Here is a 15,699-nt window from a genome sequence, read left to right as displayed (position 1 = left end):
TTTTTATTTGCAGGCATTAGCAGTGTTGTTTTTTCATCGTCTTATGCTGAATTACTGTGATAGTTTCGGGCGTGCTAACCCGGCGTAAAAATTGCGCTGAGGTGAGCGTTACCGCCGAGTGAGCGGCATGGACGCCGCGAAAGCCAGTGCCGCGTCGGGAACGCGTCACTGGCGGCTCGACAAGCGGGAACGATCGCCGAAGGCACCGCGTAGCGGCGTAATTCACGCCAAAAAGCCTAGGGGTCACGGGGCGAGCGGCGCTTGAGACGCCCCGTGTCGGGCGCGTGCTATGAAGTAGCATGAAAATGACGGTATCATCGCGCACGAAACAGCCTCGACAGTGACATAAAAATACGACTCAGAGGCAGCCTTAGATCCCCCGCCGACTACAACGTCCCCAACACCGTGATCCAACCATGTCCGCCGTAGACGGACCAGCCATTTAGCCAGCGGCGCAGCATGTTCATCGCCAGCATCGCAACGACTTCCTGATGGGTTTTCAGGCTGTAGCGCTGTACGTTGAACTGTATCGTTTGGGCAAAAGATCCTTCCGGCGTATGCAGCGCTAATGACAGCTCTGCATCATTCCGGTTACCCACAACCAGCGCTAACGATGCCCCCTGACGCTCCGCCAGATGGCGAGCATAGTCCACTAACCCAGACAGGCTGGTATCCTCAACGTTTGCCAACAGTTCCCCGCCCGCCAGCGGAACGTTCGCCGACTGAAGCTGCCAGTTGAGCAATCCTGCCGTGAAGTGTTCACTCACTGCCAGCGTCATATCACGCTCGGCCAGACGCCGTGCTAGCTGTGCCGGTAACCCCTCGGTTCCTTCAAAGATGGTATTTTCCCCTGCCACGGTGCGCACCGTTTCCCACAGTTGCTCCATATTTTCCTGCTGCGCGGCTGGGCCAGTCAGCTTCAGCTCGATAATTGGCATAGAAGAGCGGTAGCCCAGCACCACGCTCGGCGGTAACGCCATGCCGTCCAACTGGCTTGCCAGATCGCTTTCAGAACGGCCAAAAGTCGTCAGGCGTAGGCACAGTGGGGCATCGGCGACAGCAAAACGCTCGCGCAAGCGCGGCATAATTTGCTGATCGACCATGACCTTAAACTCAGACGGCACGCCCGGTGTAAAAAACATCAGGCACTTGTTCAATTGCAGCGCAAAACCACAGGCGGTGCCCACCGGGTTATCCACCATTTCCGCGCTGGCAGGGATTTGCGCCTGTTTGCGGTTGCTCGGTGCCATCACTCTGCCACGCTCAGCAAAGAAAGCCTCCATACGCGCCAGCCATTCCGCGTGCTCAACCAGCCCTTCTCCTGCGGCAGTGGCCGCCGCCAACGCGCTGAGATCGTCGCTGGTCGGCCCCAGGCCGCCGTTCACAATCAGGATATCGGCTATCTGGCTACGCTGCGTTATCGCAGTCACCAGCGCATCGAGATCGTCCCCCACCGTCATCCGGCTGGTCATCGGTAATCCCTGCTGAAACAGATAATCCGCCAGCCAGGCCGCATTGGTATCAATAATCTGACCATGCAGCACTTCATCGCCGGTACATAACATCTCGACCCTAAGCATTTTTTTATTCCTCGTGACGATCCTGAAACCACTTTAAAAAGTCGCATGAACAAACACAATGTTTCTTTCTGCCTGCCCGATAACGCACCGCCTTCGACGCCCCTCACTCCAGTGTAAATATAAAATTACACCCCTCGTAACGGCGTTTTGACAGAAATCACTGAATACTCTACCCTGCTGCCAAAAATATCTGGATAGCCACGCTATTTATAGAGGAATAGGTGAAAAATCGTACTCTTGGCAGCATTTTTATCGTTGCAGGCACCACTATCGGAGCTGGAATGTTGGCGATGCCGTTAGCCACCGCAGGCGTCGGATTTGGTACTACATTGATGATATTGATCGGTCTGTGGGCACTGATGTGTTACAGCGCCCTGTTGCTGGTTGAAGTGTATCAACATCAACCCTCGCACACCGGGCTGGGCACGCTGGCAAAAATCTACCTCGGTCGCTGGGGACAGTGGATTACCGGCTTTAGTATGTTATTTCTGATGTATGCGCTCACCGCGGCCTATATCAGCGGCGCAGGCGAACTGCTCGCCAGCAGTATCAGCCAGTGGAGTGGCTACTCACTTCCATTGTCCGCAGGTATTCTGCTCTTCACGCTGGTTGCTGGCGGCGTCGTCTGCATCGGAACATCCTCAGTCGATTTGTTTAACCGCATCCTGTTTAGCGGCAAAGTGCTGATGCTCATCATCATGCTGGCAGTCATGGTTCCCCATATTCAGCGCGTCAACCTCTTAACGCTACCGCTGCAACAAGGTCTGACGCTCTCGGCATTACCCGTCATTCTGACGTCGTTCGGCTTTCACGGCAGTATCCCCAGTATCGTGCACTACATGGGTGGCGACAGCCGTAAGCTGCGCCGGATATTCCTTATCGGTAGCGTGATACCGCTGATTGCCTATATCTTCTGGCAGCTCGTGATGTTGGGCAGCCTCAGCTCTTCAACATTCAATGCTATTTTGGCCGATCAGGCGGGATTGAATGGGTTGATGCAGGCTATTCGCACGCTGGTTGCCTCACCGCACGTTGAACTGGCCGTCCACCTGTTTGCCGATCTGGCGCTGGCGACCTCTTTCCTCGGCGTGGCACTTGGACTGTTCGATTATTTAGCCGATCTGTTTAAACGTAAAAATAGCATCATCGGGCGCGCGCAAACGGGCTTGCTGACCTTTATTCCCCCGCTGGTGTTTGCCCTCTTTTATCCGCAAGGGTTCGTGATGGCGCTGGGCTATGCGGCGATTGCGCTGGCCGTGCTGGCATTGCTTATTCCGGTCCTGCTGAGCTGGCAGGTGCGCAAACAGCGCCCTGAAATACGCGCGACGCGCGGTGGTGTACCAGTCTTGGCACTGGTCTTTACCAGCGGCGTCGCCATCATCCTGATCCAACTGGCGATGGTGGCAGGCTGGCTACCGTCAATCAGTTAACCCGAAATATAAAAAAACGCAGGGAGCGTTTTTCAACGTCGCTTGCGACGGCCCGAAGGGGGACGGACAAGAATGTCCGTCATAAAAAAAGAGCGTGAACTCAACATTCACGCTCTTTTTTCTTTTAACTTCAGATAGCTATCAGAAGTTCAGACCAACGCCAACATAGGCAGAATCAGCCAGTCTGTTATCCGGGCCGTTCTCACGCGCCATATTGATGTAGCGGTAGCCGACATCGACGTTCAGCGGTCCAAATACCTGCCAGCGAACGCCCGCTTTCCCTTCAACATAGTGGTCGACATGGCTGGAGAAGGAATCCGGTGAATAGTAACCTTCACCATACAGCGAGAACTGACGGCTCAGCGGCCACTGCACGCCACCGCCCAGTGCGACGCCATAGCCATCATTGCCGTGATCCTGATTCAGGTACAGCGCTTTACCACCCAAAGTCAGCTTAAGTGGACCAACAGGAATGGTGTATCCCAGACCGAAGCCGTATACATCATTATTGTTGTCGCCGTGGGCGTAGCTTACATTACCCGCAAGCCCAGGAATGCCCAGACCGAAGCCCGCACTGGCGCCTGCGTAATCGCGACCCGCTTCCCCAGAAAGGCTAATGGCATGTACAGAAGCACTTGCAAGCAACAAGCTTCCCGCACAGGCAATCACAAACTTTTTCATTTTCAATATCCTTAAAAACCGTCGTTAAACGCGCGTGTAAAGGTGTTATCGTTGCCGATTCTACCCGAAACGTCCCCTCACTCCAGCACGAAATTACCCTGAGCAGTGATTTATTCTTTTAATAATCATGAAAGTTTGCCTTCACCGTTGCTGACAATGGCAGTAATAAGTGCCGCCTATTTGCTCAAAAAAGACAAAGTGAACAATAGTATTCACCATGGATGACGACAAAACAGGCAGAAGGAAACGATGATGAGAGAAGAAAAATTAGCCACAGGAAAGCGCACCACAGCGATGAATCCCCTTCCTGTGGGTTCCGATACGCACAGCCCGATGCGGTTTCAGGACATGTGGTTTCTGGAGAAGCTGGCGCTGTTTGATCGTGAAACCAGCGCCAGTAACCAGACCAGTCATCCACGAAAGGTGGCAAAATCCGGCACCAGCGCACCGGACAACTAGCCTACGACCGACCTACGCGACCTGTTGTGTTAGGCGAATGGTGCGTTGCATTGACCCAGTTTTTCACCTGCTGGCGAGAAAGCTTAATCCCACCATTTTTCAATTCAACGGGCAGCGCATAATACGCGACCGGACGCTGAAATCCGGCAAGCTGCGGCTGTAGCCAATCGCGTATCGCATCAAGCGTCGTGGTTTGTGCCACCTCCAATACCGCAACAGGACGGTGGCCGAACTCCGCATCGTCAACGGGTACAATGCAGGCCTGTTGAACATCGGGGTGTGCCAACAGCACGGCTTCGATATTCTCGGGCTGAATCCCTTCCCCGCCGCTGAAAAATTGATTATCCAGACGCCCCAGAATGTGCCACTCACCTTCAGTCAGTAGCCCACGATCCCGAGTGTGAAACCAGCCGTCATCATCGACGAGTGAAATCAGTTTTCCGTCACGCCAATAGCCAGCGGCAAGCGTACTGCCACGCAGCAGAATTTCATCCTCCACCAGCCGGATCTCTCGCCCATGCAGCGGCATGCCGACGCCCGAACGTCCGTCAGCACGTTTCGCGCAGACCGTAGATGCCAGTTCCGTCAGGCCATAGCCACACCAGCAACTGACGCCTCGCGCTTCCGCCTGTTGCGTCAGCGCCTGCGGGATCATCGCGCCGCCGAGCAATACGGCCTTTAATGCCGTGGGGAATGTCCCCTCTGACAGCAGCCGCCACAGTTGCGTCGGCACTAGAGAAGCATGGGTGCAATCGCGCAGCGCACTATCCAGAGGCTGATGCGCACGGACAACAATCGTTGCCCCGGTCGCAAGCCAGCGCCAGACAATGCCCTGCCCGGAAACGTGAAAGAGCGGAAGTGACAACAGCCAGCTATCGTTGGCGGAAAATGCCATCATCTGAACCACGCCTTCCGCGCTGGAGAGATGGGCAGCAAATGAATGTACCGCCGCCTTCGGCATCCCGCTGGAGCCGGATGTCAGCGTCAGCGTCGCCAGCCGATCGGCCTGCCAGCGTAATCTATCAGTACGGCGGCTTTCCTCGGCATCACACAGGGGTAAAGAATCAGACGGCAAAGAAAGCGTGCGTACAGCCTCCGGCCACGATTTATCATTCAGGCACAGGCCATACGTTACATTCAGCGCAGGCAGTAGCGCCTCGGTTAATACATCAGGTAACTGTGGATTCAGCGGCAGTACGCGCACGCCGCACTGTAACAGCGCCAGATAGCTGAACAGCATCTGGACGCTATTTTTCCCGCGTAGCGCGACCGTACAGTCGGGCATAACGCCCTGCTGGGTAAAACGCTCTGCCAGCTGATCTACCCGCTGGGCAAGCGACTGCCAGCTCCAGCGGGTTTCATCTTCAATCAATGCGACAGGCTCATTCAACGAAACAGACTGGGGCGTCTGGCTAGCCCAGTGTCGCCACGGCCAGTCAGTCAGGATTGCCATACCACGTCCAGTTGCTCAGCAGCCAACAGCGGCAACGCGCTATCCGGCCAGCGTTGAACCACCTGCGCCTGCATCAGATCCAACGTGTCCAGCCCTGGAACCGTATCCGGCGTCAGCCAGTGCGCCAGACGTGCCAGCTGCGTTAAGCCCAGACTGGATTCGATGCTGGAGCTGATCACCGCCGTTAATCCAGCCTGATGCGTTTCCTGCACCAGCTGTTGGCAGCGTGCGAGGCTGCCGACCAGCGTAGGTTTGATCACAATCGCGCTCACGCCCGGCTCGGCTTCTACCCGAAAATCCGCCTCGCGCACGCTTTCATCCCAGGCAATGTTGATGCCCGTTTCTCGCGCAAACTCGCGAGATTCTTCACGGGTTTTGCAAGGTTCTTCGAGGAAGGCAATGCGCGAACGCAATGACGGCGCGACATAACGAGCGAAGCCATCGGCTTTGGCTCGCGTCCAACTGCGGTTGGCATCCAGACGGAGTTTCAGATCTGGCAAGGCTTCCAGCAGCACGTTAACGATCATGCCATCACGCACCGCTTCGTACAGGCCGACTTTGATCTTTGCCACTTTCTCGCCCGGCATCGCCTGTAGCATCTCAAACAGCTCGTCAGGATCGCCGCTGCACAATGGCGCTTTGCGATAGTCCGCCGCCTGCGGCAAACGCTGCTCCAGCTCGGCCTGCGCACAGCTCAAGCCAAAGGCAACCGACGGCGGAAGATCGTCAGAAAATGCCTGTCCTGCTGCCCACGATTGCAGCTGTTCAAGCGCGGCTGATTCCGCCTCTGCCAACGTTTCCAAGCTGAATTCCGGCAACGGCGCAATCTCACCCCAGCCCAACAGCTCGCCGTCTTGCAGGCGAACGATAAGCCCATCACGGGTCTTCAGACGCTGATTGCGCAGCACCACTCCGGCTTCCATCGGCACGCTGTAACGATAGAGAGTGACCTGACGCATTACGGATTCCGTTTGAATTTGCTGAAGTCAGGCTGACGTTTTTCATTGAACGCGTTGCGACCTTCCTGCCCTTCGTCTGTCATGTAGAACAGCATGGTGGCGTTACCCGCCAGCTCCTGCAAGCCCGCTTGACCGTCACAGTCTGCGTTCAGCGCCGCTTTCAGACAGCGCAGCGCCATTGGGCTGTTTTGCAGCATTTCACGGCACCAGCGCACAGTTTCTTTTTCCAGATCCGCCAACGGTACTACCGTGTTAACCAATCCCATATCCAGCGCTTGTGCAGCGTCGTACTGGCGGCACAGGAACCAGATTTCACGCGCTTTCTTCTGACCCACGATGCGCGCCATGTAAGAAGCGCCCCAGCCGCCGTCAAAGGAACCAACACGCGGACCCGTTTGACCGAAGATGGCGTTCTCTGCCGCAATCGTCAGGTCACACATCATGTGCAGAACGTGTCCGCCACCGATGGAATAGCCTGCGACCATCGCGACAACTGGCTTAGGACAGGTACGGATCTGGCGCTGGAAATCCAGCACGTTCAGGTGATGCACACCGCTGTCATCCTGATAGCCGCCGTAGTCGCCGCGTACTTTCTGATCGCCGCCGGAGCAGAATGCCTTATCGCCCGCGCCAGTCAGGATGATCGTCCCGATACCGTCGTCATGACGCGCATTATCGAGCGCCTGAATCATCTCTTTTACCGTTTGCGGACGGAACGCATTGCGAACCTGAGGACGGTTAATAGTGATTTTGGCAATGCCATCAATGGATTTATGGTAGAGAATATCGGCGAAGTCGCCGCTGCAATCGTGCCATTCAATCGGTGCGTAAAGCAGATCTTCACTCGGATAAAGCATAGTTATCAATCCTTAACGTGATGCAAAAGAAAAGAGCGAACCCGCTCGGCATAGGCCGTTGGATTCGCCTGATGAGCATTGTGACCCGCCTGAGCCACGCTCAGTAACGGCAGGCCGTATTGCGCCGCCAGCGTTTGAAACTTCACGTCGCTGACACCGCATAAGTAAACAAAAGGTATCGACAGGTGCTGGAGGCGTTCCACCAAAAAAGGCTGCCGCCCCAGCGAGGTGGCTTCCAGCATTGCCGCAACGGACGCACCGTGATTGGCGCTACGCCGCACGATCAGCTGTTCACGCTGAGTAGAGTCAACATCGGCAAAGACCGCCTGCTGATACCAGTCCTGCAAGACCGCTGGCAGCGGTTCCTGACGAAAGCGCTGCACCCAACGTGCATCATGGTGGATGCGTTCCGTACGCTGCTCCGGCGTTGCCAAGCCGGGATGCCCGCCTTCGACCAGTAACCCGAGCATGCCGTCATGCTGCCCGTTGCAGGCGTGATACATCGCGATACGCCCACCAAGCGAATAGCCTAGCAGCCAGTAATTCTCAATGCCTTGATCCAACAGCGTCTTGCTTAACTGGCTACTAACATCGGCAAAATCTGTTGTGGATATCGTTCGCGACGCGCCGTGTCCGGGTAAATCCACCAGCAGCACGGGCCAGTCACGACAGAACGGCAGGATGGGCTGCCAATCCTCACCGCTGCCTAATAAACCATGCAGACACACCAGCCATGACTGCCTCGGAGCCACCGCGCCATGCGTCACTTTCCTGCAGCCTAGCCCTTGAAAATCTATCCCCTGAAACTCTAGTGCGCCCACGTCGCCACCTGAGCGACCAGTTCATTGAGCGTTTCCGCGCCGTCTTTTGGCTCAACCACCACTTCCAGCAGCGTGACGCCGCCCTGAGTCCAGCAATCCGCTACCGTACTCGCTAGCTGTTCCCAGCTCTCGGCACGCACGTAATTCAGGCCAAACATCGCGGCCGCGTGGCCGAACTCCACATTTTGCGGCATGCAGTAAAACGCTTCACGCTGTGCAACCGGCGTCGGCAGCAGGGAAAATATCTGGCCGCCGTTATTGTTCACCACGATTAATACCAGCGGTGCGGGAGACTGACGCAGCAGCGCCAGCGCATTCAAATCGTATAACGCGGAAAGATCGCCGACGATGCCCAGCGTGGCTTTTGACGTGGCACGCTGTACACCGGCCAGCGTGGAAATCAAGCCATCAATGCCGCTGGCACCGCGATTACCGTACACCGGATATCCCTGTGGGAGCTGCGCCAATGCGTCGATCAGGCGTACAACAAGGCTGTTGCCGACAAACAACTGCCCGTCCGGCGGCAACAGCGCTGGTATGCGCTGCGCCAGCTGTGCCTCACCAAAGCGGGAAGCCAGATGTGCGTCAACCTGCCGCTGCGTTCTGTCGGCAATATCCGCCAGCAAATCCGCCCACGGAGCTTGTTTATGTGCGGGATGCGCAGACAGCCATTCGCCCACGTCCGCCACCAGACGGCGTCCGCGGTGATGAGCCGGATCCAGCCGTCCCGGTAGGTCATCGATTAACCAGAATTCTTGTGGCTGGCACTGTTCCTGCCATTGCAGCAGTCGCTTACCGGTCAGGCTACCGCCGAACTGCAAGACAATTTCCGCCTGCTGTAAGTGAGCCGCTGCATCAGGATGCGCTAACCAAATATCCGCACAAGGTAACGGCTGCCCGCTTTGCGACAGGACATCGCCAATCAGCGGCCAGCCCAGTTCGTTCGCCCACGCGGCGAGTTGCACCCCTTGCTCAGGACTCACGCGACCGGCGAGGACAACGCCCCGCTTCTGTCGCCACTGCAACCAGTCCGATTGCACCGCCAGCGTACTCTGGCGCATTTCGCGCAGCCAGGGCTCACGGCTATTCCACCAGTCGCCCAGCGTCATCAGCCAGTCCTGATACACCGTGCCGTCATCGGCACCGTACAGCGGTTCGGCAAAGGGACAGTTAATGTGCAACGCGCCGTGCGTCAGCCGCGCCATGGCGCTATCCACAGAGGAAACCAGCCAGCTAGCCGGAATATCGGGCGTGGGGCGCGGTAAATCCAGCGCCAGCGTGGGGTGAGAAGCATACAGTGCATGTTGACGAATCGCCTGATTCGCACCGCAGTCAATCAACTCCGGCGGACGATCGGCCGTCAGAACCACCAGACGTTCACCGGTCAACCCCGCTTCAATGATGGCGGGATAAAGATTCGCGGCAGCAGTGCCTGACGTCACGATAATCGCAACCGGTTCACGCGAGGCTTTTGCCAGCCCCAGCGCCAAATGCCCAAGCCCCCGCTCGTCAAAATGCGTGTGGCAAATCAGTGCGTGATTATCCGCCGCAGACAGCGTCAACGGGGTGGAGCGAGAGCCAGGCGCGATGCAGACATGCCGGACACCGTGGCGGGTCAGCGATTCCAGCAGTAATGTAGCCCAGCGGCGATTAAATACACTTGTTGACATGTTGTACTCAACAACTCAGGTTGCAGGTTATATCCGTTATACTTCAAGCCGCATAGCGTTGTTCAAAACGCTAACGTTTTGTCACGCAACTCGAATGATTTAGGGTATTAAGCAAATACTAATGATCAAGCTGTTGGCGGTCTGGTTGCCCTTCAGCACACATCGAGATCAGCCTTATTATATTTTTTTTTATCACGCTGACTTTGATATAAACCAGTACCTCGCACAACAACCATAAAACAAAACTATGACATATCACCGTCTAACAGGGATCTTAGCCCTGCGGCTTTGTTTTCTAACTCCTGCCATTCTTGTTCTGGATCAGAACCCGCTACAATTCCGGCACCGGCATAGAGCGTTAAAACATGATCTCGCACTTCAGCCGAACGTAGCGCCACGCTGAATTCAGACTGCTGACGCGAAAGGTAACCTGCGGAACCCGCGTACCAGCCGCGTTCAAACGGTTCATGTTCGGCAATAAAACGACGAGCCTCTTGCCTCGGCAGACCCGCGACGGCTGCCGTGGGCTGTAACGCATTCAGGCACTCGCTATCGGATGCAGTGCGCAGCGTGGCGTGAATGGTACGGCGCAGATGCTGTACTTTACGCAGGCGCACAATTTCCGGCGGCATGACATCCAGCGACAGCGCGGACTGCTGTAGCCGCTGGCAAATATCATCCACCACCAGCATGTTCTCGCACTGATTTTTGGTGTCATTCATCAGCCAGTCGGCCAGTTCCGCGGCTTTGCGCGCATCGCGGTCGCTTGCCACCGTCCCCGCCAGCGCCTCGGTTTCTAGTTCGTTACCCCGTCGGCGATAAAGCCGCTCTGGGCTGGAACCAAGAAACGCATGACGCGCATCGTGCGCCAGCATGAAATGGAAACAGTGGTGATTTGCCGCCCGGCTGGCAGCCATAAAGGTGGTGCCCTGTAGCGGCTGCGTCAGCGTTAACGTGGTCGCCCGCGCCAGAACGACCTTTTCCATCAGCCCGGTATTGATGTCATGCAGCGCCCGCTGGAGCAAATCAATCCACCCCTGACGCTCCGGCTGATGCCCGACGGACTGCACCTCCGCATGCAAAAGAGGCTGCGACGCGGGTGGTAAAAGAAGATTAATAAACGCCGAGGCTTCAACGGCATCCTGTTGCAATGATGTATCACTGAACAGATTAATACTCAGGCTGAGCGTGTCATCCTGACGTCGCAGTTCTGCCCGGGGCAAAAACAGGTAGCTGGGTGACGCAACGTAGTCCTCTTTCGTTTGATTAAACGCGTTCAGCCCCCAGATGCGCACATCGGAATCGCACTGCTGCTGAGCAAGAAACGCCTCGACGTCCTGAATGTGGCGAAACCCGCACACGTTGCCACAAACAGCGGCTTCTTCACGATCCTGACGATGCTGCCAATAGAACTGGGGGTAAACTGGCTGGGTCGCCAGCCACGGCAATAGCTCAGACGCATCGCTGAGGGCCAACGAACGCGTTATTTGTCTGAAACCTGCGCGCTCAGGCTGTGGCTCGCGCAAATCCTGCTGCAGATGCCGCAGCAAGTCGGAAAGTTGTTTCACCGTTACCCCGGAGACCTAACACAAAGTAGGGGATTATACGGGAAAAAAACACGTCGTGGGTGAGAGGTTACGCAAGACCATAACGGTGAGCACGGACTGAAATCGCACCAAACGGCAAAACGGGTCGCGCGCATCGCTTTAAAATCCAATTACATCATCATTATTGCTTTAATTGACCGATTCTTTTGCCGATTATCTAATCGGCATTTTTTTGCCCGCGCCACGGCCCCACATATCCCTTCTCCCCTCGCGCCAACGCCGCACGCCAGGATTCTTTCCATTCAGACCGCTAATTATGGTAAAAGTAGGCCCTTGTTACGTCGACCGGATAGCCTCGTTCAGGATGAGTACAGCTCTGAATTCCAACCCGTTATGCATTAATCAGAATCTGCCAGGGAAGAAAGCACAGGCAGCCACGCGCATCGTTTTCTTTGTTGCGGGCTTTGCTATGGCTTCCTGGGCGCCGCTGGTGCCCTTTGTCAAAACGCGGCTGGCTATCAGTGATGCCTCTCTGGGGATGTTGCTGCTTTCTCTCGGTATTGGCTCGCTCTTAGCCATGCCGCTTACCGGTTTCCTCACCAGCAAACTGGGGTGTCGCAGCGTTATTTTGCTGGCAAGCGCGCTGCTTTGTCTGGTGTTGCCCGCGCTGACGCAGGCAGAAACGCTGCCTCTCATGGCTATAACGCTGCTCTTTTTCGGCGCGTCCATGGGTATGATTGATGTCGCGATGAATATTCAGGCCGTCATCGTGGAACGGGCGAGCGGTCGGGCGATGATGTCCGGTTTTCATGGCTTCTTTAGCATCGGGGGGATTGTCGGCGCAGGCGGCGTCAGCGCCCTGCTGTGGCTTGGCCTGTCCCCGCTGATGGCGATTTTGGCGATTGTCGCACTCATGCTGATATTTATGGCAACGGCGCATAAACACCTGCTGCGCACCACAAATCAAGATGACGACAGCCCGCTGTTTGTCATCCCACGCGGCTGGGTGATGTTCATTGGCTCACTGTGCTTCATCATGTTCTTAGCCGAAGGTTCCATATTGGACTGGAGCGCCCTCTTCTTAACGGTTGAACGCAACCTGAGCGGCGCGCAGGCGGGCATGGGCTATGCAGCATTTTCCGTCGCGATGACGCTAGGCAGGTTGAACGGCGATCGTATTGTTAACGCACTAGGACGCTACGCAATTCTGACCGGTGGCAGCCTCTGTGCCGCACTCGGTCTGGTGTTAACGATCAGCATTGATAATGCAATCACCGCCATTCTTGGCTTTGTGATGGTGGGTATTGGCGCATCGAATGTGGTACCGATCCTTTTCAGCGCAGCAGGGAATCAAAAGATCATGCCGCCGAATCTGGCCATCGCCTCCATTACCACAGTGGGCTATGCAGGTATTCTGATCGGCCCGACCATTCTCGGCTTTATTGCACAGTTCAGCAATTTGGCTACCGCATTCGGGTTTGTCGCACTGCTATTGCTGGGCGTTAGCGCCAGTGCGCGTGCCGTTATCCGCTAATCAGGAGCGTTAATTGATGCCAGCCATGATCCTGCGTTATTTTTCACTCCTTACGGTGCTGTCGCTCCTTATTACCGGAACGTTCGGCTATAACTACATCAACGATTTGCTGGCAGAAAAAAAACATTCGCTGACAACAATTGCCCAGGGCATACAGAAACGTATCGATACCTATCGTTTTTTCACGTACCAAATTTACGGCAGTTTGAACAGTGAACCATCCGCTAGCGACGCCAATATTACCGCGATTAATTTAATGTCCGATGTTTTCTACGTAGAAAAAAACGGTCAGAAAACGGACGCACTGATTTTTGGACAACACGATAAAGTCACACTAACTTCGGTTCGTCGAATATCACGCTACCTCGATATTCTCTGGGGTGCAGAGAATAGTGTCTATTCCATGTATTACCTGAATGGCATCGACAGCAGCCTGACGATGATTTCTACGCAGACGTTGAAAGATATCTCTTCGCAGTTCCGTGGCAATTATATTACGGTCATTGCAGAAGCCCGTCGGGCGGAAATGCTGCAACAGGCGAATGTATTAGACGAACGCGAAAGTTTTTCTCCGCTGCGTAAATTGCGATTCTATAACGACTACTATTTTACGCTGCGCACTACATTCAACCAGCCGGGCCATCTTGCGACGATTCTTGCATTTGATCTACCGATTAACGATTTAATTCCAGACACCATTCCGCGCGAATATCTTATGCTGAGGCCGGATACGCCAGCGGCCAGCAATATGGACAGCAGTAATACGAGCGAAGGTACGGCCGACGCGCAGCTTCATGGTTCCAATATTGAAATCTCCGCCACGCTCGTGAATGCGCCGATAAAAGTCGTTTTTCAGGTGTCTGTCAAAGCCGTGATTATTGATTCATTGCGTAATAACATCTGGCTTCTGCTGTTAAATCTGGTTCTGCTGAGTTTATCCATTGCAGGCTTTTATCTTTTCCGTCGTAAATATGCGCATCCTGGAGAAGATTTATCTCATCAGTTAGAAAAAAAACTGAATATTTACCGCGAAATGGCGAGCAGAATCCCAATGGGCGTGCTGGTTTATGATTTCAGCATTAACAAAGTCATCATACAAAATGAACGTGCGGAGCATCTGCTCCCGCATTTGAGCCTACAAAAAATAACCAATATGGCGGACGAACATCAGGGCGTCATTCAGGTCACCATTAATAATGAGATGTATGAAATTCGCCAAATCCGCAGCCAATATTCATCTGACTATTGTCTCTTCCTGCTGCGTGAACAGGATAAAGAGATTCAGGTGCAGCGGAGACTGCTGCTCGCCCAGCGTGAATACGAAAAGAATATTCATGCCAGAAAACGGTTATTCCAAAACCTGCTCAGCGAATTCAAACAACCGCTGATTTCACTGCGGCAGCATATTTATACGCTACGCCACAGCGAGACAGCAACCGTGCTGACACCCACGCTGGATCAGCTAACGGCAGATACCCGCTGCGCGATCGAACTGCTGGAAAATATCGCCTTGCATGAAAAGCTGGAAGCGCAGGAATGGACCGTGGTCAACGACAGTTTTTCACTCCTGACGCTTATTGACCAGGTTCTCCTTGAGCTGCTGCCACGATTGAATCAAAAAGGCCTGACCCTATTCCATCATTACAATCTGGATATGAATCAAACCTACGTAGGCGATGCAGAACTATTGAAAAAGACGCTGACGCTGCTGCTGAATTATTCGGTGACCAATACGGATTACGGCAAGGTTACGGTGTCGATTGATAGAAAAAATAATGAGTCGGATACGCTGATTATTCAGATCAGCGATACGGGAACGAATGTTTCTGGCAAAGAGCAGGAAAATATTCGGCATCCTTTCCTGCATCCTGCTACTACCGATCGTTTCGGACAAAATTCAGGATTGACCTTATTTTTGTGCAATCAACTCTGTAATAAACTGGGCGGCGCGTTAACTATCAACAGTAAGACTGGGTTAGGCACACACTATATTCTGACGCTAAAACTGGAACCGGAAGCGCTTCCCGTTGAGGAAGAAAAACTGCTGGACGGTATTACCGTTCTGCTGGATGTGACGTCCGATGAAGTACAGCATATTGTCGGCAATATGCTGACGGGCTGGGGCGCAAATTATCTGGTTAGCGATGAACGCCAGATTAATCAGGAAGCGGATATCTGCATGACTGACGACCCGGAGAAAAAAGCAGATTATACGCTGCTGTTGAGTCATGACGATGACACAGTAACGCCTTTGGGCCCGCGCCGTTTGCGGGTGAATTATAATATCAGCCACCTCCTGCAGGAGGCATTACTTAAGCTGATTGAGCTACAACTGGAAACATCACCCGATACGCTACAGGAAGGGGAACCGGATAGTGTCGAATTTTACGCCGTACAATTGGCATCAAGCGACTATTATTCGCTGTTCGTGGAGACAGTACCGGATGATTTAAAGAGGCTGTATACTGAAGTGGAAGCAGGCGATTTCCCGTCGCTTTCGCAGACGGCACACCGGCTGAAAGGCGTGTTTGCCATGCTTAATCTGCATCCTGGCAAACAGTTGTGTGAACAGCTTGAACAGCATATTACCGCGCATGATAGTGAACAGATCGAGGCTAGCCTTTATGAAATTGAGAGGTTTGTCAGTGCATTACTATCCCCAGTAGAACCTAAAGGGCAGCAAGGTAGCCAACAAGATGAGTAACCAA

General features: G+C 54.4%; 12 protein-coding genes. 4 read left to right on the top strand and 8 right to left on the bottom strand.

Annotation, left to right across the window (positions count from 1 at the left end; genetic code table 11):
* Positions 1 to 386 precede the first annotated feature (386 nt).
* The gene (locus tag K7X24_RS05340; RefSeq protein WP_224553486.1) at positions 387 to 1,580 is read right to left on the bottom strand and encodes a nicotinamide mononucleotide deamidase-related protein YfaY; all 1,194 of its coding nucleotides are present in this window, start codon (positions 1,578 to 1,580) and stop codon (positions 387 to 389) included.
* A 221-nt stretch (positions 1,581 to 1,801) separates the two neighbouring features.
* Here K7X24_RS05340 and tyrP point away from each other — a divergent pair, with 221 nt between their 5' ends.
* On the top strand, positions 1,802 to 3,010 hold the full coding sequence (gene tyrP / locus K7X24_RS05335; protein WP_211023245.1) for a tyrosine transporter TyrP: 1,209 nt from the start codon (positions 1,802 to 1,804) through the stop codon (positions 3,008 to 3,010).
* Between the two features lie 141 nt (positions 3,011 to 3,151).
* Here the strand turns inward: tyrP and K7X24_RS05330 are convergent, their stop codons facing one another.
* The gene (locus K7X24_RS05330) at positions 3,152 to 3,691 is read right to left on the bottom strand and encodes a YfaZ family outer membrane protein (RefSeq protein ID WP_211027509.1); all 540 of its coding nucleotides are present in this window, start codon (positions 3,689 to 3,691) and stop codon (positions 3,152 to 3,154) included.
* Between the two features lie 252 nt (positions 3,692 to 3,943).
* Here K7X24_RS05330 and K7X24_RS05325 point away from each other — a divergent pair, with 252 nt between their 5' ends.
* Positions 3,944 to 4,150 (top strand): catalase, encoded by a 207-nt coding sequence (locus K7X24_RS05325; protein ID WP_224553484.1) that lies wholly within the window; start codon positions 3,944 to 3,946, stop codon positions 4,148 to 4,150.
* 1 nt (position 4,151) lies between these two features.
* On the opposite strand, the gene menE is transcribed toward K7X24_RS05325, so the two are convergent.
* From menE to menF, 6 genes are all read right to left on the bottom strand, one after another.
* Positions 4,152 to 5,603 carry an o-succinylbenzoate--CoA ligase gene (menE, locus tag K7X24_RS05320; RefSeq protein WP_224553482.1) on the bottom strand — a complete coding sequence of 484 codons (1,452 nt, stop codon included), beginning with the start codon at positions 5,601 to 5,603 and terminating at the stop codon, positions 4,152 to 4,154.
* Positions 5,591 to 6,562, bottom strand: a complete 972-nt coding sequence (menC, locus tag K7X24_RS05315) for an o-succinylbenzoate synthase (protein ID WP_224553480.1) — start codon at positions 6,560 to 6,562, stop codon at positions 5,591 to 5,593. The genes menE and menC overlap by 13 nt, the downstream gene beginning before the upstream one ends.
* Positions 6,562 to 7,419: a 1,4-dihydroxy-2-naphthoyl-CoA synthase gene (menB, locus tag K7X24_RS05310; RefSeq protein WP_010301311.1), complete on the bottom strand. Its 858-nt coding sequence runs from the start codon at positions 7,417 to 7,419 to the stop codon at positions 6,562 to 6,564. The genes menC and menB overlap by 1 nt, the downstream gene beginning before the upstream one ends.
* A gap of 5 nt (positions 7,420 to 7,424) precedes the next feature.
* Positions 7,425 to 8,240, bottom strand: a complete 816-nt coding sequence (gene menH / locus K7X24_RS05305; protein ID WP_224553478.1) for a 2-succinyl-6-hydroxy-2,4-cyclohexadiene-1-carboxylate synthase — start codon at positions 8,238 to 8,240, stop codon at positions 7,425 to 7,427.
* On the bottom strand, positions 8,228 to 9,910 hold the full coding sequence (gene menD, locus K7X24_RS05300; RefSeq protein ID WP_224553476.1) for a 2-succinyl-5-enolpyruvyl-6-hydroxy-3-cyclohexene-1-carboxylic-acid synthase: 1,683 nt from the start codon (positions 9,908 to 9,910) through the stop codon (positions 8,228 to 8,230). Before menD ends, menH begins: the two co-directional genes overlap by 13 nt.
* Positions 9,911 to 10,155: 245 nt before the next feature.
* Positions 10,156 to 11,478: an isochorismate synthase MenF gene (menF, locus tag K7X24_RS05295; RefSeq protein ID WP_224553474.1), complete on the bottom strand. Its 1,323-nt coding sequence runs from the start codon at positions 11,476 to 11,478 to the stop codon at positions 10,156 to 10,158.
* A 343-nt stretch (positions 11,479 to 11,821) separates the two neighbouring features.
* On the opposite strand from menF, the gene K7X24_RS05290 reads away from it, so the two are divergent.
* On the top strand, positions 11,822 to 12,991 hold the full coding sequence (locus K7X24_RS05290) for an MFS transporter (protein WP_103860146.1): 1,170 nt from the start codon (positions 11,822 to 11,824) through the stop codon (positions 12,989 to 12,991).
* A 16-nt stretch (positions 12,992 to 13,007) separates the two neighbouring features.
* The gene (rcsD, locus tag K7X24_RS05285) at positions 13,008 to 15,695 is read left to right on the top strand and encodes a phosphotransferase RcsD (protein ID WP_224553471.1); all 2,688 of its coding nucleotides are present in this window, start codon (positions 13,008 to 13,010) and stop codon (positions 15,693 to 15,695) included.
* Positions 15,696 to 15,699 lie beyond the last annotated feature (4 nt).

It is taken from the genome of Pectobacterium versatile (assembly GCF_020166435.1).
Lineage (GTDB): Bacteria > Pseudomonadota > Gammaproteobacteria > Enterobacterales > Enterobacteriaceae > Pectobacterium > Pectobacterium versatile.
This window is presented reverse-complemented; position numbering and strand designations above follow the sequence as displayed.

Coding starts and splice junctions, on each gene's coding strand:
- K7X24_RS05340 (WP_224553486.1), bottom strand. CDS start 1,580: ATGCTTAGGGTCGAGATGTTATGTACCGGCGATGAAGTGCTGCATGGT.
- K7X24_RS05330 (WP_211027509.1), bottom strand. CDS start 3,691: ATGAAAAAGTTTGTGATTGCCTGTGCGGGAAGCTTGTTGCTTGCAAGT.
- K7X24_RS05325 (WP_224553484.1), top strand. CDS start 3,944: ATGAGAGAAGAAAAATTAGCCACAGGAAAGCGCACCACAGCGATGAAT.
- menE (WP_224553482.1), bottom strand. CDS start 5,603: ATGGCAATCCTGACTGACTGGCCGTGGCGACACTGGGCTAGCCAGACG.
- menC (WP_224553480.1), bottom strand. CDS start 6,562: ATGCGTCAGGTCACTCTCTATCGTTACAGCGTGCCGATGGAAGCCGGA.
- menB (WP_010301311.1), bottom strand. CDS start 7,419: ATGCTTTATCCGAGTGAAGATCTGCTTTACGCACCGATTGAATGGCAC.
- menD (WP_224553476.1), bottom strand. CDS start 9,910: ATGTCAACAAGTGTATTTAATCGCCGCTGGGCTACATTACTGCTGGAA.
- K7X24_RS05290 (WP_103860146.1), top strand. CDS start 11,822: ATGAGTACAGCTCTGAATTCCAACCCGTTATGCATTAATCAGAATCTG.
- rcsD (WP_224553471.1), top strand. CDS start 13,008: ATGCCAGCCATGATCCTGCGTTATTTTTCACTCCTTACGGTGCTGTCG.